This is a genomic window from Ottowia pentelensis (assembly GCF_964341695.1).
Genome location: NZ_OZ224513.1, coordinates 3988807 through 4007106, shown reverse-complemented (window position 1 = coordinate 4007106; position 18300 = coordinate 3988807). Strand labels below are relative to the sequence as shown.

22 protein-coding genes are annotated in these 18300 nt (G+C 70.0%); 12 read left to right on the top strand and 10 right to left on the bottom strand.

What is annotated here, in order from left to right:
• Positions 1 to 74: 74 nt before the first annotated feature.
• From ACWHMB_RS19545 to ACWHMB_RS19535, 3 genes are all read left to right on the top strand, one after another.
• Positions 75 to 686, top strand: coding sequence for a LysE family translocator (locus tag ACWHMB_RS19545; RefSeq protein ID WP_293222573.1), 612 nt, complete (start codon positions 75 to 77; stop codon positions 684 to 686).
• 161 nt (positions 687 to 847) lie between these two features.
• Positions 848 to 1135, top strand: a complete 288-nt coding sequence (locus tag ACWHMB_RS19540; protein ID WP_377483489.1) for a DUF1330 domain-containing protein — start codon at positions 848 to 850, stop codon at positions 1133 to 1135.
• Between the two features lie 122 nt (positions 1136 to 1257).
• Positions 1258 to 2043, top strand: coding sequence for a glycine zipper 2TM domain-containing protein (locus tag ACWHMB_RS19535; protein WP_293222577.1), 786 nt, complete (start codon positions 1258 to 1260; stop codon positions 2041 to 2043).
• 73 nt (positions 2044 to 2116) lie between these two features.
• Here the strand turns inward: ACWHMB_RS19535 and ACWHMB_RS19530 are convergent, their stop codons facing one another.
• From ACWHMB_RS19530 to ACWHMB_RS19515, 4 genes are all read right to left on the bottom strand, one after another.
• Entirely contained in the window at positions 2117 to 2431 is a 315-nt protein-coding gene (locus ACWHMB_RS19530; protein WP_293222579.1) for a chaperone modulator CbpM, read from the bottom strand.
• Between the two features lie 20 nt (positions 2432 to 2451).
• Entirely contained in the window at positions 2452 to 3450 is a 999-nt protein-coding gene (locus tag ACWHMB_RS19525) for a DnaJ C-terminal domain-containing protein (protein ID WP_377483487.1), read from the bottom strand.
• 79 nt (positions 3451 to 3529) lie between these two features.
• Positions 3530 to 4435, bottom strand: coding sequence for a DMT family transporter (locus ACWHMB_RS19520; protein ID WP_377483484.1), 906 nt, complete (start codon positions 4433 to 4435; stop codon positions 3530 to 3532).
• Positions 4436 to 4437: 2 nt separating this feature from the next.
• Entirely contained in the window at positions 4438 to 4968 is a 531-nt protein-coding gene (locus ACWHMB_RS19515; RefSeq protein WP_293222585.1) for a flavin reductase family protein, read from the bottom strand.
• A 68-nt stretch (positions 4969 to 5036) separates the two neighbouring features.
• Here ACWHMB_RS19515 and ACWHMB_RS19510 point away from each other — a divergent pair, with 68 nt between their 5' ends.
• Positions 5037 to 5825 (top strand): alpha/beta fold hydrolase, encoded by a 789-nt coding sequence (locus ACWHMB_RS19510; protein WP_377483482.1) that lies wholly within the window; start codon positions 5037 to 5039, stop codon positions 5823 to 5825.
• Between the two features lie 96 nt (positions 5826 to 5921).
• Here ACWHMB_RS19510 and ACWHMB_RS19505 read toward each other — a convergent pair whose 3' ends face one another.
• Together ACWHMB_RS19505 and ACWHMB_RS19500 are read right to left on the bottom strand one after the other, a co-directional pair.
• Positions 5922 to 6344 carry a universal stress protein gene (locus ACWHMB_RS19505; RefSeq protein ID WP_293222589.1) on the bottom strand — a complete coding sequence of 141 codons (423 nt, stop codon included), beginning with the start codon at positions 6342 to 6344 and terminating at the stop codon, positions 5922 to 5924.
• Positions 6345 to 6418: 74 nt separating this feature from the next.
• Positions 6419 to 7261 carry a metallophosphoesterase gene (locus ACWHMB_RS19500; protein ID WP_447648688.1) on the bottom strand — a complete coding sequence of 281 codons (843 nt, stop codon included), beginning with the start codon at positions 7259 to 7261 and terminating at the stop codon, positions 6419 to 6421.
• 162 nt (positions 7262 to 7423) lie between these two features.
• On the opposite strand from ACWHMB_RS19500, the gene ACWHMB_RS19495 reads away from it, so the two are divergent.
• Together ACWHMB_RS19495 and ACWHMB_RS19490 are read left to right on the top strand one after the other, a co-directional pair.
• Positions 7424 to 7606: a hypothetical protein gene (locus tag ACWHMB_RS19495; RefSeq protein ID WP_293222593.1), complete on the top strand. Its 183-nt coding sequence runs from the start codon at positions 7424 to 7426 to the stop codon at positions 7604 to 7606.
• A 49-nt stretch (positions 7607 to 7655) separates the two neighbouring features.
• Complete coding sequence (locus ACWHMB_RS19490) at positions 7656 to 8069, top strand: hypothetical protein (protein ID WP_293222595.1); 414 nt, start codon at positions 7656 to 7658, stop codon at positions 8067 to 8069.
• A gap of 63 nt (positions 8070 to 8132) precedes the next feature.
• Here ACWHMB_RS19490 and ACWHMB_RS19485 read toward each other — a convergent pair whose 3' ends face one another.
• The 4 genes from ACWHMB_RS19485 to ACWHMB_RS19470 all read right to left on the bottom strand — a co-directional run bounded on the left by ACWHMB_RS19485 (position 8133) and on the right by ACWHMB_RS19470 (position 12372).
• On the bottom strand, positions 8133 to 10010 hold the full coding sequence (locus ACWHMB_RS19485) for a phosphoenolpyruvate carboxykinase (GTP) (protein WP_377483478.1): 1878 nt from the start codon (positions 10008 to 10010) through the stop codon (positions 8133 to 8135).
• Positions 10011 to 10186: 176 nt separating this feature from the next.
• A complete protein-coding gene (locus ACWHMB_RS19480) occupies positions 10187 to 10324 on the bottom strand; it encodes a hypothetical protein (protein ID WP_293222059.1) in 138 nt (45 codons plus the stop codon).
• A 90-nt stretch (positions 10325 to 10414) separates the two neighbouring features.
• Positions 10415 to 10819, bottom strand: a complete 405-nt coding sequence (locus ACWHMB_RS19475) for a PaaI family thioesterase (RefSeq protein ID WP_447648687.1) — start codon at positions 10817 to 10819, stop codon at positions 10415 to 10417.
• Between the two features lie 14 nt (positions 10820 to 10833).
• Entirely contained in the window at positions 10834 to 12372 is a 1539-nt protein-coding gene (locus ACWHMB_RS19470; protein WP_377483474.1) for a mechanosensitive ion channel, read from the bottom strand.
• 238 nt (positions 12373 to 12610) lie between these two features.
• Here ACWHMB_RS19470 and ACWHMB_RS19465 point away from each other — a divergent pair, with 238 nt between their 5' ends.
• The 6 genes from ACWHMB_RS19465 to ACWHMB_RS19440 all read left to right on the top strand — a co-directional run bounded on the left by ACWHMB_RS19465 (position 12611) and on the right by ACWHMB_RS19440 (position 18268).
• The gene (locus ACWHMB_RS19465) at positions 12611 to 14947 is read left to right on the top strand and encodes an ATP-binding protein (protein WP_377483471.1); all 2337 of its coding nucleotides are present in this window, start codon (positions 12611 to 12613) and stop codon (positions 14945 to 14947) included.
• Positions 14948 to 15011: 64 nt separating this feature from the next.
• A complete protein-coding gene (locus ACWHMB_RS19460; RefSeq protein WP_293221455.1) occupies positions 15012 to 15296 on the top strand; it encodes a CopG family transcriptional regulator in 285 nt (94 codons plus the stop codon).
• A 2-nt stretch (positions 15297 to 15298) separates the two neighbouring features.
• On the top strand, positions 15299 to 15592 hold the full coding sequence (locus ACWHMB_RS19455; protein WP_293221453.1) for a type II toxin-antitoxin system RelE/ParE family toxin: 294 nt from the start codon (positions 15299 to 15301) through the stop codon (positions 15590 to 15592).
• A 35-nt stretch (positions 15593 to 15627) separates the two neighbouring features.
• Complete coding sequence (locus tag ACWHMB_RS19450; RefSeq protein ID WP_447648686.1) at positions 15628 to 16236, top strand: ABC transporter ATP-binding protein; 609 nt, start codon at positions 15628 to 15630, stop codon at positions 16234 to 16236.
• On the top strand, positions 16233 to 17033 hold the full coding sequence (locus tag ACWHMB_RS19445) for an ABC transporter permease (RefSeq protein ID WP_293221449.1): 801 nt from the start codon (positions 16233 to 16235) through the stop codon (positions 17031 to 17033). The genes ACWHMB_RS19450 and ACWHMB_RS19445 overlap by 4 nt, the downstream gene beginning before the upstream one ends.
• Positions 17034 to 17329: 296 nt before the next feature.
• Positions 17330 to 18268: an IPTL-CTERM sorting domain-containing protein gene (locus ACWHMB_RS19440; protein WP_377483468.1), complete on the top strand. Its 939-nt coding sequence runs from the start codon at positions 17330 to 17332 to the stop codon at positions 18266 to 18268.
• The last annotated feature ends 32 nt before the right edge of the window (positions 18269 to 18300 follow it).

Here is an 18300-nt window from a genome sequence, read left to right as displayed (position 1 = left end):
TGGCGTTCAGCGCCAGATGAGTTGGGCGATCGCAGTACAGTGACGAGGTTTAATCCTCTCTGCGAGGCTTTCACATGGCATGGGACACGTGGCTCATTTACCTGCTGGCCTCCATCGGCTTGTCGCTTTCGCCCGGACCGAACGGCCTGCTGGCGCTGACGCACGGCGCCATGCACGGCCGGCGCAAGACCTTGTTCACCATCGCGGGTGGCGTGCTGGGATTCGTGGCTGTGATCGCGCTGTCGATGTTCGGCATCGGGGCGCTGATTCGCTCGTCGGTGACGTGGCTGGCGGTGCTGAAGTGGGTGGGCGGCCTCTATTTGATGTGGCTGGGCATTCAGGTGTGGCGCTCGCCGCCGGTGGCGGTGGCCGAGGCCGCCGCCCCGGTGCAGGCCCGTGGCGGAACGCTGTTTCGGCAGGGCGCGTTGTCGGCGGCCACCAACCCCAAGGCCCTGCTGTTCTTCACCGCCTTTCTGCCGCAGTTCATCGACGCGCAGCACAGCCTGCTGCTGCAGTTCGTGGTGATGGCGGGGACCTTCGCTGCCACCGAGTTCGCCACCGAGTTCGCCCTGGCCAGCGCGGCGCACCGCATCAGCCCTTGGCTGGCGCGGGTCGGGAAACGCTTCAACCGTGTGTGCGGTGGTATCTTCGTGCTCATCGGGGCCGCGCTGCCGCTGCGGACTTGAACGTCGCGGCTCGACGCGCTGCCTCAAGGCGCGACGGCTATCGCCCGGTACGGTGCGCGGCGGTGGCCCTCAATTTCCTTTGTTGCCCGCTCAGGCTTCTTTCGTGACACAGTGAGGCCCAAGGGTGGCGCATCCAGCCATTGCCGTCGAAAGGAAAGCCCGTGAGTCAAGCCTATGTGGTGGGCCACATCACCGTCAAGGACGCCGACAAGTGGCAGCAGTATCAGGCCCGCGTGCCGGCCACGCTGGCACCTTGGGGTGCCGAACTGGTGTTTCGCGGCCAGAACGTGGCGGTGTTTTCAGGCCAGATGCCCCACACCGACATCGTGGTGATCCGCTTTGCCGACGTGGCCACGGCCGAGCAATGGTTTCGCTCCGACGCGTATCAGGCGCTGCTGCCGCTGCGCGCGCAGGCCGCCGACGTGGTGCTCACCTCGTACCAAGCCTAGCTTGCACTTTGTCATGGATGGCGTGTATCGCCCCGGTAAAGCCCGTCCGCGCGGGCTCGGGCCGCTTCGTTGAAAGAAGGTGCGCGGGCTTCGCATGGGCCTGCGCACGAAAGGACAAGACCATGAAACGCTTTTCGATGACGGCGCTGGCGGCGGGCCTGCTGACCCTGGCCGCACCGGGCGCCTGGGCGCAGCAGATGGCCAATGCCCGTGTGCTGTCGGCCACGCCCCTGGTCGAATCGGTGCCGGTCACCCAGTGCGCGCCGACCTATGGCCAGCCCACGGGCGGCGGCGCGGCGGTGGGGGCGCTGGTGGGCGGCCTGGTAGGCAGCCAGATCGGCCAGGGTTCGGGCCAGATCGCCGGCGCCATCCTCGGCACCCTGGGCGGCGCCTTCTTCGGCAACGCGGTCGAGGCGCAGCAGGCCGGCTACGACCGCTGCCGCACGGCCTACCAGCAGCGGGTGACGGGCTACGACGTGCGCTATGAGATGGATGGGCGCGTCTATCGAACGCAGATGGCGCAGGCGCCGGGGGCGTGGATTCAGGTGCCCGTGGCCAGCGGCTATGGCCAGCAGCCGCCCGACGCGGCCTGGGACGGCGGCGCGGTGCAGAGCTACCCGGTGGCGCCGCCGCCGGTGGCGGCCTATCCGCTGCCGGCCGAACCACCCCGAGGCGTGGTGACGGCGCCTCCGTCGTACCCACCGGCCTATCCGCCGGCGGCCTATCCGCCCGCCTATGCCGCAGGCCCCTACGCGCCCTACACGCAGCCTGTGGGCACGCCGGTCGTCGTGCGGCCGGTCGTGCCAGTGTTCGTCGCCCCGGTCGGGCTGAGCCTGTCCGTCGGCGGTGGCTGGGGCCACCATCGGCACGGTGGTGGCTGGGGCATCAGCGTGGGCAACGCGTGGTGAGGTCGCGTTGGGGAATGCTAACTATTCGATAGCTGTTCGCGCTTGATTGGCGGGCGCTACAGGTCGATTCGACCTATACATCGCTCAGCTGGCGCCGCAGCCGTGCCACTTCTTCCATCAGGTCGGCGGCCAGGGCGGCCAGTTGCGGGTCGGCGTCGTAGGTCTGCTCCAGCTGCACGATGCGGCGCGCGCGCACCAGGGTGGTGCTGGCAAAGCGCCAGTCGGCTGCGGCTTGGCCCTGCTGGGGCGTCAGCACGCCGGCCTCCACGTGGGTGAGCACCCACTCGGGCGTGACGCGGCAGCACTGCGCCAGCTCGCGCAGGCTCAGGGCGTCGTCCAGCAGCTCGATCAGCTCGGCGGGGACGGTGATGGTCGAAGAAGCGGTCATGTCGGTCGTCTCCAGGGACATCAGGCGGCGCGCGGGTCGAAGCCGGGATAGGCCTTGGCCAGCGCCTGCCAAGCCGCCTTCTGCTCGGGGGTGACGGCGCCGGGCACCGCCGTCTCCAGCAGCAGATACAGATCGCCCGCCGCCTGGCTGGCGCCGGCGGCCGGAATGCCGCGCCCTTTCAGGCGCAGCTTGCGTCCGGTGCCCGAGCCGGCCGGCACCGTCACCTCCACCGCCGTGCCCTCGGGCGTGGTGACCGGCACCTGGGCGCCCAGCGCCGCCTCCCAGGGCGTCACGCGCAGCCGCTGGGTGACGTCGCGCCCGTCGATCTGCCAGCGCGCGTCGGGCGCGAAGTGCACCTCCAGCAGCAAATCGCCAGCGGCGCCGTCGTTGAAGCCGGGGCTGCCCTGGCCCGCCAGGCGGATCAGCTGACCCTCCTTGACGCCCTTGGGGATCTTGACCTGCAGCGTGCGCTCCTCGGGCACCACCTGGCCGCCCGCGTCCAGCCGCGCGCTGCGCAGGCCGAGCTGGCGCTCGGCGCCGCGGTAGGCGTCGATCAGCGCCAGCTCGATGCGCGCGTGCTGGTCCTCGCCGCGCATCGCCGTGTGGGCTCCGCCCTGGTTGCGCGCGCGCGCGCCCCCGCGCGCGGCGTGGCCGAACATCTGCTCGAAGAATTCGCTGAACTCGGCCTCGTTGCCGCTGAAGTGCGCGCCGGCGCCGGCCGGCCCGCCGTCGGTGTATTCGTAGCCCGCGTTCCAGCCCGGCGGCGGGCGCACGTCGTCGCCCGAGCGCGCGCCCTGCGCCCAGGCCTGCGCACCCACGGTGTCGTAGGCGGCGCGCTTTTCGGCGTCGCCCAGCACGGCATAGGCCTCGTTGACCTCGGCCATGCGCTTGTCGGCGTCGGCGGCCTTGCTCACGTCGGGGTGGTACTGGCGCGCCAGCTTGCGATAGGCCTTCTTGACCGCGTCGGCGCTGGCCGACTTGGTCACGCCCAGAATGTCGTAGTAGTCCTTGAATTCCATCGTCCGACGGCCTTTCCGGCAGCTTGCCTCAAGTTCAAAGCATGGGGGCGGCGCGCCGTCATTGCAAGCGGGTGCGCAATCAGGCGCGCGCCGCCGCCGGCCGCCGGTTGACCAGCACGATGCCCGCCGCCACCAGCGCCAGCGCCAGCACCAGGCTGGGCGTGATCGGCTCGCGCAGCCACAGGGCGCCGAAGACCAGCGCGAAGATCGGGGTGAGAAACACGAAGGCCGAGATCTTGGTGGCCGGGTAGTGCACCAGCAGCCACATCCAGGCCAGGTAACTGGCAAACGCGCCCACCAGCGTTTGCAGCGCCAGCGAGCCGGTGGCGAACGCGCTCCAGCGCCACACCCAGGTCTCGCCCAGTGCCAGCGACAGCAGCGGCAGCGTGACGGCGCTGACGGCGACCTGGTAGAACAGCGCCTTTTCGGCCACCACGCGCGCCACCGCGGTCGCGCGGATGGTCACCGTGGTCAGCCCCCACAGGGCGCCGGCCAGCAGGGCCAGCAGGTCGCCGCGGGCGCTCACGCCCGGCTCGGGGTGCAAAAAACCCTCGCGCAGCGCAAAGGCCACCGCCGCGAAGGCGCAGGCCAGGCCCAGCCATTGCAGCCCGCGCAGGCGCTCGGCCGGCACGAACAGCGGCAGCAGCAGCGCGACCCAGAACGGCGAGGTGTACAGGAACGTCGTCAGGCGCGAGGCCGTGGTGTATTGCAGGCCCAGGTACATGGCGGCGAATTCACCGGCAAACAGCAGCCCCACCAGCAGGCCGGGCCACAGCGTGCCGTCGCGCTCGAACAGCGCCACGCCGCGCCAGCGACACCAGCCCCACAGGATGAGCGTGGCGCCGACGAAGCGCACGCCGGCCTGGAACACCGCCGGCAGCTCGGGCAGCGTGGCCTTGACCAGCACCTGCTGAAGGCCCCAGAACAGGCAGCAGGCCAGCAGGATGGCGCTGGCGCGCCCGTCCAGGTGTTCGCGGCGCTCCATGCTCAGGGTCCGCTCGGGCGCCCGCGCACTTCGTGCTCGGTGTAGTAGCGCCCGCCGTGAAACAGCAGCGGCGCGGCGCCGGCGCGGTGGTCGCAGTGTTCGACCTGGCCGACGAAGATCACGTGGTCGCCCTCGACATAGCGGCTGCGGTTGAAGCACTCGAAGCGCGCTGCCGCGCCCTCGATCAGCGGCGCGCCGGCCTGCCCGGGCTGCCAGGCCACGCCGGCCCAGCGGTCACGCATCGGCGCGGCAAAGCGCTGCGCCACCTCCAGCTGGTCGGCGGCCAGCACGTTGATGGCGTAGTGCGTGCCGGCGCGCAAAACCGCCAGCGAGGCCGAGCGCCCGCTCAGGCTCCACAGCACCAGCGGCGGATCGAGCGAAACCGAGTTGAAGGAATTGGCCGTCAGCCCCACCAGCTGGCCGTTGGCGGCGCGCGCCGTGACCACCGTCACGCCGGTGGCGAACATGCCCAGCGCGGCGCGAAACGTGGTGGGCGAAAGACGGGTCGCGACGGCTGCGGTGGGCGGTGACATGGGCTGCAGCCATGATAGCAAGCGGGTCGCCATCGCGCAGACGTGGCGTGCTGGCGTACCATGGCCGCATGCCTTTGCCGACCTTCAGTTCGCTGGGTTCGGGCCCGCTGGTGTTGCTGCTGCACGGCTCGGGCGGCGGCTTTCGCTCCTTCGCGCCGCAGGTCGAGACCCTGGCCAGCCTGGGCTGGCGCGCCGTCGCCTGGGACATGCCCGGCTACGGCTACAGCCCGCCGATCGAGCCCTACACCTTCAAGGGCCTGGCCGAGCGCTGGATCGCGCTGATCGAGGCGCTGGCCCCCGCCCGTGGCGCGGCCGCCGTGGTGGGCCAGGGCATGGGCGGCCTGCTGGCCCAGGAAGTGGCGCTGCGCCGGCCCGACCGCGTGGGCCGCCTGGTGCTGGCGGCCACCGCAGCGGCGCTCGAGCCGGACGACGCCTACGCCCGCCACATCGCCCAGTGCCAGGAGGCCTTGGCCGCCGGCACCGACCCGGAGCGCATCGCGCAGGAGCTGGTGGCGCGCCTGAGCGGCCCGCAGGCCCTGCCCGAGGGCCTGCAGCTGGCGCGCTACTGCCAAGCTCAGGTGCGCGCGGCCACGTGGCGGCGTGCGCTGGCCGCCATGCAGGACTTCGATCGTCGCGCCGCGCTGGCACACATCGGCGTGCCGACCCTGCTGGTGGCGGGTGAGCACGACCCCGTCACGCCGCCGGCGGTGCTGCGCGCGATGGCGGCGGCCATCCGCGGCAGTTCATTGGTCGAGCTGCCCGGCGTCGGCCACTGGCCGCACTTGGAGGCGCCCGACGCCTTCGATCGGGCCTTGCTGGACTTCCTGCGCGGGACGCAGCCGGCCCACTGGCATTGAGTCAAACTATCAATAAGATAGCTGACTGCGCTTGTCGGACGCCGGCTTCAGCCCTGTTTGTTTGGATAACCCGGGCAGTGTGTGCGGTGCAAAACCTCAGCGCACCAGCAGCACCGGCACCTTGCAGCGCGCCAGCACCTGAGTGGCCACCGAGCCCATCACCAGGTTGCTCAGGGCGCCCTGGCCGTGCGAGCCCATGATGAGCAGGTCGAACTTGCCGGTCTCGGCGAACTTGGCGATGGTTTCGCCGGCCGGGCCGACCTTCCAGGCCGTCTTGGGCTTGAGGTTCTGGCGCGCCAGGAACTTGACCACCGGGTCGAGCACCTTGGCGGCCTCGTCGGCGTGGTAGCTGTCCACCACCTCCTTGTCCAGCGCGGCGCGCGCCCGCGGCGGCAGGGCCGGCCGCACGTTCAGGACCGTGATGGAGCTCACGTCGACCAGGAACTCGGGGTGGGCGGCCAGATAGGCCAGCATCTTCTTGGTGTAGGCACTGCCGTCGACGGCCAACAGGATTCTCATGTGGGTCCTCGTGAAGGGGCGGGTGGGATCGGCCCGACTTTAACCCGACTCCGATCAGGGTCGATTGACGGGCATCAAGGGCCGGTACCGGGCACCGGGATGCTGAGCGTGGGCCGGAACCCCACCTGCTCGCCCTTGTCGGCATAGCCCAGCGGGTTGGCCACCACCCGGCAGCGGCCGGCCTGGTAGTCGTGCGCGCAGTGCAGGTGGCCGTGCAGCCACAGGTCGGCCTGCTCGAACAGCGCGTCCAGCGCGTTGCAAAAGCCGGCCGTGCCAGGCGTCAGGCCGTAGCGCGGGTCCTTGCTGCGCAGGCTGGGCGCGAAGTGGGTGATCACCACCGTGGGGCCGTCGAAGGGCTGGGCCAGGGCCGCGCGCAGCCAGGCCTGGCAGGCCAGCGCCTGCTCGCGGATGGCCTCGGCCAGCCACACGCGGCCGTGCCGCAGGGCGCCGGCGTGGCGCAGGTAATGGTTGGCGGCGCGAAAGGCCTTGTCGCGCGCCAGCGTTTGCTGCTCGGGCCGCACCGCCGGCCCCTGCGGCACCAGCGCCTCGAAGTCGCTCCACAGCGTGGTGCCCAGCAGGCGCACGCCCTGCCACAGCCACTGCTCGCGCTCCAGCCAGTGAATGCCCAGCCGCTCGCAGCTCGCGCGCAGGCGGGCGTGGGTGGCGTCCACGTCCAGGCCGTCGTATTCGTGGTTGCCCGGCACGTAGAGCACCGGCACCGGCCAGCCGGCGCCGCGCGGCAGGGGCGAAAAGCGCGCCAGCCCGAAGTCGCCGTCGCCGCGCGCCGCCAGCCGGGAGCCGCGCTGGTAGGAGCCGATGTCACCCGCCAGCACCAGCAGGTTGGCGTCGGGCGCCGGCTGGGGCTGGAAGTCGGGGTTCTGCTCCAGGTGCAGGTCGGACAGCAGTTGGATTTTCATCGACGGGACGAGGGGGCCAGGCCCCAGTGTGTCACGGGCGGCGGCAGCGCCGGGATTAGAGGGTCGATACTAGGGTTAACCCTAGAATCTAGGTATAATCCCTGATGTCGGCCAAAAGCCAATTATCGAGGGCGCCAACCGGAACCCGGTTCGCGCAATGACATGCAAAACAAGTTGATCCAGTACCTGAAGACCTTGGTCATGGACAGCCACGACCTGGCCCAGCGCCGCGTCGGACTCGCCAGCACGCTGCTGGAGCGCGCCGAGGGTTGCGCCGGGCGTGACCCGCAGCGCGCCGAGGAATTGCGCAGCGCCGCCATGGTTTATCTGAGCGTCGTGCCCTGAACCGGCCTTCATCTGTCGTCATCGGATCTCATCATCAGGACAAAACATCATGACTGCCACCACCCTATCCTTCGCCCCCGCCGCCGCGCGGGCGCCGCGCGTGGGCACCGCCCGCATCGACCATTGGTTCAAGCCCGCCAAGCCGGCGCTGCAGCCGCAGGCGGCCGAACGGGCCGCGACGGCCGAGATCGGCACCGCGCGCGTCGAACACTGGTTCCGTGACCAGGCCCGCGCCGGCCAGTGGTCGGCGCAAGCCGCCGGCGGCCTGGCGGCGCCGGTGGATCGCGGCGTCGCGCCGCAATCCCCGCACTTGTCCGGCCTGCGTGCCTGGTGGCTGGCGCTGCGCCAGCGTCGGGCACTGGCCAAGGCCGAAGCCGAGCTGCGCGCGCTGGCTATGAACGATCCGCGCGTGCTGCGCGAACTGCAGGTGGCGCAGGACCGGGCCGAGTGGCAGAACGACTGACCGGCCGCCGCGCCTGACGTGACCCAGCCGCCTGCGGGCGGCTTTTGTTTGGGCGGGGCGGGCTCAGCCCGCGGTGGCAAAGCGCTGCTCGAGCGCGCGGCGCGTGTCGGCGAGCGCCTGGGGCAGGCGATCGGCCAGGCGGGCGAACAGCTCGTCGTGCAGCTTGAATTCGTCGCGCCAGGCGGCGCCATCGAGGTGCGTGACGGTCGTGAACTGCGCCGGCGTGAAGGCCAGGCCCTGCCAGTTGAGCTCGTCATAGCGCGGCGTCACGCCGAAGGCCGTGGCCTGGCCGGCGGCGCGGCCTTCGATGCGGTCGATGATCCAGCTGAGCACGCGCATGTTCTCGCCGTAGCCCGGCCAGACGAACTGGCCCTCGGCGTCCTTGCGGAACCAGTTGACGCAGTAGATGGCCGGCAGGCGGGCGCCGCGCGCCTGCAGCGCCGCGCCCAGCTTGAGCCAGTGGCCGAAGTAGTCGGCCATGTTGTAGCCGCAGAAGGGCAGCATGGCGAAGGGGTCGCGCCGCACCACGCCCTGCGCGCCAAAGGCGGCCGCCGTGGTCTCGCTGCCCATGGTGGCACCCATGTAAACGCCCTCGGTCCAGTCGCGCGCCTCGGTGATCAGCGGCACCGTGGTGGAGCGGCGCCCGCCGACGATGAAGGCGTCGATGGGCACGCCCGCCGGGTCGTCCCAGGCCGCATCGAGAGCCGGGTTGTTGGTGGCCGCCACGGTGAAGCGCGCGTTCGGGTGCGCCGCCTTGCGGCCGGCCTTGCCGTCCTCGGGCGTCCAGTCCTGGCCCTTCCAGTCGATCAGGTGCGCCGGCAGCTGGCCGCCGTGGTCCTTTTCCATGCCTTCCCACCACACGTCGCCGTCGTCGGTCAGCGCGACGTTGGTGAAAATCACGTCACGGTCCAGGCTGTGCATGCAGTTGGGGTTGGTGTGCAGGTTGGTGCCCGGCGCCACGCCGAAGTAGCCCGCCTCGGGGTTGATGGCGCGCAGGCGGCCGGCGGCGTCGGGCTTGATCCAGGCGATGTCGTCGCCGATGGTGCTCACCTTCCAGCCGTCGAAGCCCGCGGGCGGCACCAGCATCGAGAAGTTGGTCTTGCCGCAGGCACTGGGGAAGGCGGCGGCCACGTGGTACTTCTTGCCTTCGGGGTTGGTCACGCCCAGGATCAGCATGTGCTCGGCCAGCCAGCCCTGGTCGCGGCCCATGGTGGAGGCGATGCGCAGCGCGAAGCATTTCTTGCCCAGCAGCGCGTTGCCGCCGTAGCCCGATCCGTAGGACCAGATCTCGCGCGTCTCGGGGTAGTGCACGATGTACTTGGTGGTCGGGTTGCAAGGCCAGGCGGTTTCATCCTTCTGGCCGGCGGCCAGCGGCGCGCCCACGGTGTGCATGCAGGGCACGAATTCGCCGTCGGTGCCCAGCACCTCGACCGCGCCCTTGCCCATGCGCGTCATCAGCTTCATGTTGACGGCGACGTAGGCGCTGTCCGACAGCTCGACGCCGATGTGCGCGATCGGGCTGCCCAGCGGGCCCATGCTGAACGGGATGACGTACATCGTGCGCCCGCGCATGCAGCCGTCGAACAGCGGCTGCAGGGTGGCGCGCATTTCGGCCGGCGCCAGCCAGTTGTTGGTGGGGCCGGCGTCGCCTTGCTGCTCGGAGCAGATGAAGGTGCGGTCTTCGACCCGCGCCACGTCCGACGGGTCGGAGCAGGCCAGGTAGGAGCCCGGGCGCTTGGCCGGGTTCAGGCGCTTGAAGGTGCCGGCATCCACCAGCTGCTGGCACAGGCGCTCGTATTCGGCGGGGCTGCCGTCGCACCAATGGATGCGCTCGGGCTTGCACAGCGCCGCCATGCGGGCGACCCAGTCGATCAGCTGGGGGTTCTTGACGTAGTCCGGGGTGTTCAGCTGCATCTGGCCGGCTTCAACGGGTGCGTTCATCGCAAGGCTCCTGAAATGAAAATCGTCTTTCCGAAGGCGCGCAAGCCTTGGGAAAGAGGACTCGGGGGAGCGTCGCCGGGATGAAGGCCGACGGGGCCAGACCTGCCGAATACTATGATTTATATAGCTATTGGCGCCCGATGGACGGGCGCTGCAAGGCAAAAACGCTTGGAAGATCAGGCCATGGTGACGGCGATCATGGCCAGCAGAAAGATCGTCACGGCGCCGAACAGGGGGATCGCCCATGGAATCTTGTGGGTGGCCTGCTCGATCGGGTCGATGGGTTCGTGGTCGGTGTTCGCGGGTGCGGACATGGCGGCGCCTCGTGTTGGTCTGGATGGGGTTGAAGGGCTGATTTTACCGGCGTCGGCCGAACGCCGGCCACGTGCCGGCCGGGCTCGCCCTCACAGCAAGGCGTAGGTGGTGCTGGCGCGGCACACGCTCTTGCCGTCGCGGTGGCCGGCGATGTCGATCTCGCCGAAGGCCAGGGCCTTGCCGGCGCGCAGCACGCGGGCGTGCACCGTGGCGTCCTGCTGCGACAGCGGGCGCAGGAAGCTGCTGTTCAACTGCACCGTGGTGCAGGGGCGAAACGCGCCGAAGTGCTGCATCAGCGCCAGCACCATGGCGGTGTTGGCGGCGGCCATCATGGCCTGGCCGCACAGCACCTCGCCCTGGCGCACCAGCGCGGGCGTGAGCGGCAGGCGCAGGCGCACGCCGTCGGCGTCGGCCGCCTCCACCCGCAGGTCGAGCGCCTGCACCCAGGGGGCGAACAGCTCGGCCAGCGCGCGCTGCAGGGTGGCGATATCCATCGCTGACGCCGACATCAGGCCTGGGGCCCGGCGGCGGGCGGCTCTTGGGCGGGCGGCGCGGGGTCGGCCAGGGCGTCCAGGGCCGCGTCCGGCTCGGCCTCGCGGCACAGCCGGTCGGCCCAGCGCGAGGCCAGGCGGCCCGCCGCCTCGCGCCCGCCCAGGCCGAAGGCCAGCGCCACAGCCACCGCCACGGCGCCCAGCGTCAGGCCGAAGGCCAGGTTGACGATGTCGTCGGCAATGCCCATGGCGCGCAGGCCCATGGCCAGCACGATGCCCAGGATGGCCAGCCGCGCCACGCGCGCCAGCACCACGTTGGCGCTGTTGGTGCGCACGATGGCGGCGTAGGCCAGGTTGGCCAGCATGAAGCCGATGATCAGGATCACCGAGCCCAGCAGCACGTCGCCGGCAAACTCGATGAAGGTGGTGATGACGTCGGAAAAGCGCGCAAAGCCCAGCTGGTTGCCGGCCTCGACGGTGGCGAACAGCATGGCGAACACCAGCGCGATGCGCCCCACCAGGGTGGACGGCGCGGTGCTGCGAAAGGCGTGCTGCAGGTCCAGCCGCGCCGGCAGCGTGTCCAGCCCCACGCTGGCCAGCAGGTTGGCCAGCAGGCGCGAGGCAAACGAGGCCACCATCCAGGTCACCACCAGGATCAGGCCGGCGCCGACGATGCGCGGCACGGCATCCAGCAGCAGCGCCAGCATCTCGGTGGCGGGCTGCGAGATGGCGTTGATCTTGAGCGCGTCCAGCGCCGCGATCAGCGCCGGCACGAAGACCACGATGAACACCAGCAGGCCCGCCAGGCTGGAGATCTGCACCGTCTCGGCCAGTCCGGCCTTGGCGCCCACCTGGTCGGCGCCGACCGAGCGCAGCAGGTTGCTCACCAGGTTGCGCAGCACCATCGCCACCACCCAGCCCACGCCGCCGATCACCAGCGCCGCCACCACGTTGGGCAGGATGTCCAGCGCCTTGGTCGTCATGTCGCGCAGCGGCGCCAGCAGCCCCTCCATCTGCAGCGCGCCCAGGATGGCCGGCACGAACAGCAGCACCACCAGCCAGAACAGCGCGCCCGACAGGCTTTCGCTGATCGGCGAGATGTTGGCGTGCTCGGACAGCTTCTCGTCCAGCGTGGTGCGATCCAGCACCTTCTGCGTCAGCCCGCGCACGGCGGTGGCCACCAGCCAGGCCAGCAGCGCCAGCAGCGCCGCGCCCAGCACGCGCGGCGCGTATTCGAACAGCTGCGTGGTCAGCGCCGAGAACGAGCCCGACACCGCCGGCAGGTTGAGCGCGTTGAACATGGCCCCCAGCGTCAGCAGGATCACCACCCAGAACAGCGCCAGCGCCACCACGCCCTCGATGTCGGCCTTTTGCCCGGTGCTGCCGGCAAAGCGCGCGTTGATGCGCAGCGCGCCCAGCCCCTTGCGCACCCCGGCCTTGACCAGCGCGGCGATGAACCAGCCGACGATGACGATCACCAGCGCGCCCAGCAACTGGGCCAGGTTGGCCCCCAATGCGCCTTGCAACGCGTCCCACAGCGGTCTCAAACGATCCATTCACGGCCTCCTTGCCTGGTTTTGGGATGGGTCGCGGCCAATCATGGCGGGCCCTTTTCCACCCGTCAACCGCAAGACCGCCTTGCGCATTGAGGGCATTCCCCCACGGGGGGCGTGTGCGATGCAAGCCACAGCGGAGCGCTTGCGGGCCGACACCATGCTTGCATCGGCCGGATTTGCGTTATGGTGAAGCTTGTGCGCCCGCGGTCGGGGCGCGAATTTCAGGCGGGAGACTGACATGGTCAAACGGTCGGTTGTGGTGCAGGACAAGTCGGGCATGCTGGCATCCCCCGGGCTGGCCAGCGCGCCCGTGCTCGACCTGATGTGCTCGCACTTCGTGCTGACGCTGGCCGCGCAGCCCGGCGGCAAGTTCAACGTGCGCCGCGACATCAACGGCCTGATGTCGCTGGCCGGCCGCCACCTGATCTGGCCGCCCGCGGTGCTGGCGCGCCTGCGCGAGTTTCTGGCGCGCCGCTGCAAGGACAACGAGCTGTGGCGCGGCCACGAGCGCCTGACGGACGCCGAGTTTCTGGAGCGCCACGGCCTGTGGCGCGGCCCGTACGAGGAAGGCACGCTGTTCTTTTATCTGGACGAATACGCCAAGGACGCGCCCAAGGACCTGCTGGCCCTGCTGGCCGCCACCGGCCAGTGGCTCCGGCACGCGCTCAAGAAGCACTCGACCCTGGTCGAGAAAAACATCGATTCGCTATCGAATTTGTTGCAACTGAACAAGGCCGAGCGCGCGCTGCTGCTGTATGGCACCCTGGCGCGCTACCAGCGCGACCTGCGCAGCCTGCTGGTCGAGTTCAAGGTCAACAACGCGCCCGAGGCCTATGCCGCCATTGCCGAGCTGGCCGGCGTGAGCGCCGCCGAGGTGGGCGAGGCGCTGCGCGCCGGCGGCCGGCTGGAGCGCATCGGCCTGGTCGAGAACCTGATTTCCGAGCACAGCATCACCGACCTGGCCGACCTGATGAAGGTGAGCGAAAAGCTGCCGCCGGTGCTGATGCGCGAGTACCGCGACCGCGCCGAGTTGATGGCCGTCTTTACCCGCCCGGCCACCGCCAGCGACCTCAAGCTGGCCGACTTCGATTTCGTCGGCGAGGACGTGCCGGTCCTGGTCAACCTGCTGCGCAAGGCGCAGGCCACGCACGCGCAGGGCGTCAACGTGCTGCTGTACGGCCCGCCCGGCACCGGCAAGACCGAGCTGGCCAAGGTGGTGGCGCGCGAGGCCGGGCTGGCGCTGTTCGAGGTCGAATACGCCGACCGCGACGGCAACAGCCTGTCGGGGCGCGACCGCTACCGCTCGATGCAGATCGCGCAGGTGTTCCTCAAGGGCTCGCAGGAGGCGGCGCTGCTGTTCGACGAGGTGGAGGACGTGTTTCCGCCCATCAGCGTCGACGCCGCCGGCCTGATGGCGCGCGCCGAGCAGCAGGCCATGCAAAGCGCCGTCGGCCACAGCGTCAACGGCAAGGCCTGGGTCAACCAGATCCTCGAATCCAACCCCGTGCCCACCATCTGGGTCACCAACAGCATCGAGCAGATCGATCCGGCGTTTCGGCGCCGCTTTGCCTATCACCTGGAGTTGAAGTCGCCGCCGCCCGGCGCGCGCGAGCAGCTGGTGCGCCGCGCGCTCGACGGCGCCGCCGTCAGCGAGGGCCTGCTGGCGCGCCTGACCGAGCGCAAGGGCCTGACGCCGGCACAGATCCGCACGGCGGTGCGCTTTGCCGAGCTGGCCCACTCCGGCGACGAGCGCGGCGGCGAGGCCTTCGAGGCGCTGATCGAGCGGCAGCTGAAGAACTCCGACGCCGCGCTGGGCCGCACGCCCGACGAGGCCGCCAAGCGCGGCCGGCGCAGCGTGACCACCTACGACCTGGGCATGCTCAACGTCGAAAGCCGCTTCGAGATCCCGCGCATCGTCGAGGCCCTGAAGGCGCGCGGCCACGGCGCGCTGTGCTTTTACGGCGCGCCCGGCACCGGCAAGACGGCGCTGGGCGAATACATCGCGCAAGAGCTGGGCAAGCCGCTGATCGTCAAGCAGGCCAGCGATCTGGTCAGCAAGTTCGTCGGCGAAACCGAGCAGAACATGGCCGCGATGTTCCGCGAGGCCACCGACGAGAAGGCCGTGCTGCTGCTGGACGAGGCCGACAGCTTTTTGCTGGACCGCCGTGGCGCGCAGCGCAGCTACGAGGTGACCGAGGTCAACGAGATGCTGCAGCAGATGGAGCGCCACGACGGCGTCTTCATCTGCACCACCAACCTGCTCGACCGCATCGACCAGGCGGCGCTGCGCCGCTTCACCTTCAAGATCAAGTTCAAGCCGCTCACGGCCGAGCAGCGCGAGCGCATGTTCGTCACCGAGGCCTTGAGCGGAAAAGCCGACTTGATGACGCCGGACGTGCGCCGGCGGCTATCGAAACTGGAGCAACTGTGCCCCGGCGACTTCGCCGCCGTCAAGCGCCAGGTCGACATCCTGGCCACCGAGTTCGCGCCCGACGAGTTCCTCGACCAGCTGGAGGCCGAGCACCGCATCAAGCCCGAGGTGCGCGAGCAGCGGGGGATGGGGTTTGTGCAATAGACGCGTTTGTAGCGCAAATGTGCTATTGTCTTTGGACTCACAATCACCCAGCACGTCCACGGCCATGCCGACCACCACCATCCGCATCGACGACCAGCTGAAGGCACGCATCGCGACCGTGGCCGAGCGGGCAGGCAAGACGCCGCACGCGCTCATTCTGGAAACCCTGTCGGACGCGGTCGAGCGTGCCGAGGACGAGGCCGCGCTGCACCGCTTGGCGAACGAGCGCTGGGCCGCCCTGAAGCAATCCGGGCGGTCGGTGCCCTGGGATGAGGCCAGGGCTTATCTGCAATCCCGCGCCGCGGGTCAGGCGCCGCGAAAACCCAAGGCTCGCGTGCCGGCGCGCTGACGATGACGCGCATCGAACTGGCGCCCGAGGTCCTGGATGACTTCGATCGCTTCTTCGAGCACATGATGCGCATTGAAGTTGCCGACGTTTCCGGGCGATTGCAAGAAATTCTCGATGCCATCCAGGTGTTGACGCACAGTCCCTTGATCGGTCGCCCCGTTGCCGGCGGCCAGCGGGAACTGGTCATTGGACAAGACAGCCGGGGCTACATCGCGCTGTACCGATACCTGGCCGAGATTGACACCGCCTTCGTACTGGCGCTGCGGGCGCAACGCGAGTCGGGTTTCAAACACTGACGCGCAAGCTTGGCGCGCCGCTATCATCCGCCGCCATGCTCGAACTGCGCGCCCTGCATCGCCTGCACATCGGCCCGGTCGATCTGCGCGTCGAGGCCGGCGAATGCGTGTCGGTGATGGGCGCCTCGGGCGCCGGCAAGAGCGTGCTGCTGCGCATGGTGGCCGACCTCGATCCGCGCGCGGGCGAGGCGCTGCTGGACGGCCAGCCCTGCAGCGCCATGCCGGCGCCGGCCTGGCGCCGCCAGGTGACCTATGTGCCGGCCGAATCCGGCTGGTGGGCCGAGACGGTGGCCGAGCATTTCGCGCCCGACGCCAACCTGCCGGCGTTGCTGCCCACGCTGGGGTTGGACGCCGCGCTGGCGCAGGCGCCGGTGGTGCGCTGCTCCACCGGCGAGCGCCAGCGCCTGGCGCTGCTGCGCGCGCTGCGGCCGCACACGCGCGTGCTGCTGCTGGACGAGCCGACCTCCGGGCTCGACCCCGCCGCGCGGGCGCGGGTCGAGCAGATGCTGCGCCAGCGGCTGGACGCCGGCGGCACCATCCTGCTGGTCACGCACGACATCGAACAGGCGCGGCGCCTGGCGCGGCGGCGCTTCGTCATCGAGCGCGGGCAGTTGCAGGAGCAGACAGCGGAGGGGCACCCGTGAGCGCGCCCCCCATCACGCCCCTGATGCTGGCGGCGGCCGCGCTGCTGGTCCTGCTCGATGCCGGCCTGTCGCTGGCGCTCGGGCTGGGCATGGCGCGCGCGCTGCTGGTGGCGGCGCTGCGCACCGTGGTGCAGCTGCTGCTGGTCGGCCTGGTGCTGAAGTGGGTGTTTGCCGCGCAGTCGCCCTGGCTGGTGGCGGCCGTCGCCGCGCTGATGCTGGCCGCCGCCGGGCGCGAGATCTGGGCCCGCCAGCAGCGGCGCCTGACCGGCTGGTGGGGCTGGGGCCTGGGCGCGGGGGTGGCCACGCTGGCCACGCTGCTGGCGGCCGGGCTGGGCGTGTCGCTGCTGGCGCAGCGGCCGTGGTGGTCACCGCAGGTGCTGATCCCCCTGCTGGGCATGGTGCTGGGCCAGGTGATGAACGGCGTCAGCGTCACCCTCAACGCCTTCACCGCCAGCGTGGTGCGCGAGCGCCCCGCCATCGAGGCGCGCCTGGCCCTGGGCGCCACGCGGCGCCAGGCGCTGGGCGGCGTGCAGCGCGCGGCGCTGCGCGGCGGGCTGATCCCGATCATCAACCAGATGTCGGCCGCCGGCATCATCACCCTGCCCGGGATGATGACGGGCCAGATCCTGGCCGGCCTGGCGCCCTTCGAGGCCGCCAAGTACCAGATCCTGATGCTGTTGCTGCTGGCCGGCGGCGCCGGCCTGGGCGCCATCGCCGTCAGCCACTGGGCCGTGTCGCGCGTGACCGACGGCCGCGACCGCCTGCGGCTCGACCGGCTGGCGCCGGAGCGGCGCTGACCGAGCCGCGCTTGCCACGGCCACAGTGCTCACCGCGCCGCCGCAGTCGGCACGAGGCGTTGATCCGACCCCAATTCCATTCAAGCTTGGCAAAAATGTTCATCTGACCCCATTTATTTTGTCTCGCATACGAGACAAATAAACCATTCAGATGGGGGGGGAAATTGATCCAATTGGATACATGTGGGGTAGGCTCAAAAGGTCAAGGCTCAAGTCGTGGCCATGGAGCGGTTGCGTCGCCACGGCCAAAGTCCGGCTGTCACCGCCGCCGGGCCAGTTTTCACAGGAGGAACTTCATGTTGCATCAATCTGCATTTCGTATCGGCCTGGCTGCCGCAGCGCTGACCGCCGCCAGCCTGGCCCAGGCCGTCCCGCTGAGCGCCAGCTTCGACAACTTCACCTACAGCGGCAGCGTCACCCGCTACGCCACGCTGGCCGATGCGCAAAACCAGACCAATCCGACGGGCGGCCCTTACACCATTGCCACGGCCACCAATGGCCCGCGCTCGACGCGCCCCAACGCACGCGACGGCAACCTGAGCGTGACCAGTTCGGCGCCGGCCGCATATGGCACCGACTTGACCTATCTGAGTACCGCCTGGTACTTCACCATGACCCCGGCCAGCGGCGACGGCTGGGGCAACCCGAACAACACCAACGACGGCTTCATCCAGTACTACCTGCAAAGCGCCGCGCCCACCGTCACTGGCGGCTGGCAGCCGGGCTACACCCAGTTCCAGCTGGCGGTGGCCGGCGGCAACGGCGACTCCTTAGACGCTGGCCGCCTCTGGCCGGCGCCGGCCAGCGGCGCAGCGGCTATTTCGAGAGGTGCATTCGTCGAATTCAACCTCAACCTCAGCGCCAATTTCGCCAGTCCGGCCACACTGAATACCACCACCAACTGGTACGAGACCAACGCCATGCCCACCGGCATGACCGGCACGCTCACCGGTATTTTCCAGAACGACCAGACAAGCGACCCGAGCTACAACGGCTTCTACCGGTTCAACTACACCGTCACCGGGCCGGGCAGCTGGGCGGCCGACAACTCGGCGGTGTATAGGGATGGTGGTGCTGTGGACATTCCGCCCTCGAGCCTCTGGGCCGGCCCCGAGGTCGTGGTGCCGCCGCCGGCCACCGTGGCCCCCGTGCCGACCCTGGGCAACCTGGCGCTGCTGGGCCTGAGCTTGCTGCTGGGTCTGATGGTGTTTATGCGCCGCGGCCGCATGCACTGAGACGCGCCATTTTGAGCGCCGAGCCCGCCCGA

Excerpts from the sequence above, each read along its gene's own strand:
- ACWHMB_RS19485 (WP_377483478.1), bottom strand. The coding sequence starts at position 10,010 with ATGAACGCACCCGTTGAAGCCGGCCAGATGCAGCTGAACACCCCGGAC.
- ACWHMB_RS19460 (WP_293221455.1), top strand. The coding sequence starts at position 15,012 with ATGCCGACCACCACCATCCGCATCGACGACCAGCTGAAGGCACGCATC.
- ACWHMB_RS19520 (WP_377483484.1), bottom strand. The coding sequence starts at position 4,435 with ATGGAGCGCCGCGAACACCTGGACGGGCGCGCCAGCGCCATCCTGCTG.
- ACWHMB_RS19515 (WP_293222585.1), bottom strand. The coding sequence starts at position 4,968 with ATGTCACCGCCCACCGCAGCCGTCGCGACCCGTCTTTCGCCCACCACG.
- ACWHMB_RS19475 (WP_447648687.1), bottom strand. The coding sequence starts at position 10,819 with ATGGATATCGCCACCCTGCAGCGCGCGCTGGCCGAGCTGTTCGCCCCC.
- ACWHMB_RS19495 (WP_293222593.1), top strand. The coding sequence starts at position 7,424 with ATGCAAAACAAGTTGATCCAGTACCTGAAGACCTTGGTCATGGACAGC.
- ACWHMB_RS19545 (WP_293222573.1), top strand. The coding sequence starts at position 75 with ATGGCATGGGACACGTGGCTCATTTACCTGCTGGCCTCCATCGGCTTG.
- ACWHMB_RS19530 (WP_293222579.1), bottom strand. The coding sequence starts at position 2,431 with ATGACCGCTTCTTCGACCATCACCGTCCCCGCCGAGCTGATCGAGCTG.
- ACWHMB_RS19525 (WP_377483487.1), bottom strand. The coding sequence starts at position 3,450 with ATGGAATTCAAGGACTACTACGACATTCTGGGCGTGACCAAGTCGGCC.
- ACWHMB_RS19535 (WP_293222577.1), top strand. The coding sequence starts at position 1,258 with ATGAAACGCTTTTCGATGACGGCGCTGGCGGCGGGCCTGCTGACCCTG.
- ACWHMB_RS19500 (WP_447648688.1), bottom strand. The coding sequence starts at position 7,261 with ATGAAAATCCAACTGCTGTCCGACCTGCACCTGGAGCAGAACCCCGAC.
- ACWHMB_RS19480 (WP_293222059.1), bottom strand. The coding sequence starts at position 10,324 with ATGTCCGCACCCGCGAACACCGACCACGAACCCATCGACCCGATCGAG.
- ACWHMB_RS19505 (WP_293222589.1), bottom strand. The coding sequence starts at position 6,344 with ATGAGAATCCTGTTGGCCGTCGACGGCAGTGCCTACACCAAGAAGATG.
- ACWHMB_RS19450 (WP_447648686.1), top strand. The coding sequence starts at position 15,628 with ATGCTCGAACTGCGCGCCCTGCATCGCCTGCACATCGGCCCGGTCGAT.
- ACWHMB_RS19470 (WP_377483474.1), bottom strand. The coding sequence starts at position 12,372 with ATGGATCGTTTGAGACCGCTGTGGGACGCGTTGCAAGGCGCATTGGGG.
- ACWHMB_RS19440 (WP_377483468.1), top strand. The coding sequence starts at position 17,330 with ATGTTGCATCAATCTGCATTTCGTATCGGCCTGGCTGCCGCAGCGCTG.
- ACWHMB_RS19455 (WP_293221453.1), top strand. The coding sequence starts at position 15,299 with ATGACGCGCATCGAACTGGCGCCCGAGGTCCTGGATGACTTCGATCGC.
- ACWHMB_RS19490 (WP_293222595.1), top strand. The coding sequence starts at position 7,656 with ATGACTGCCACCACCCTATCCTTCGCCCCCGCCGCCGCGCGGGCGCCG.
- ACWHMB_RS19465 (WP_377483471.1), top strand. The coding sequence starts at position 12,611 with ATGGTCAAACGGTCGGTTGTGGTGCAGGACAAGTCGGGCATGCTGGCA.
- ACWHMB_RS19510 (WP_377483482.1), top strand. The coding sequence starts at position 5,037 with ATGCCTTTGCCGACCTTCAGTTCGCTGGGTTCGGGCCCGCTGGTGTTG.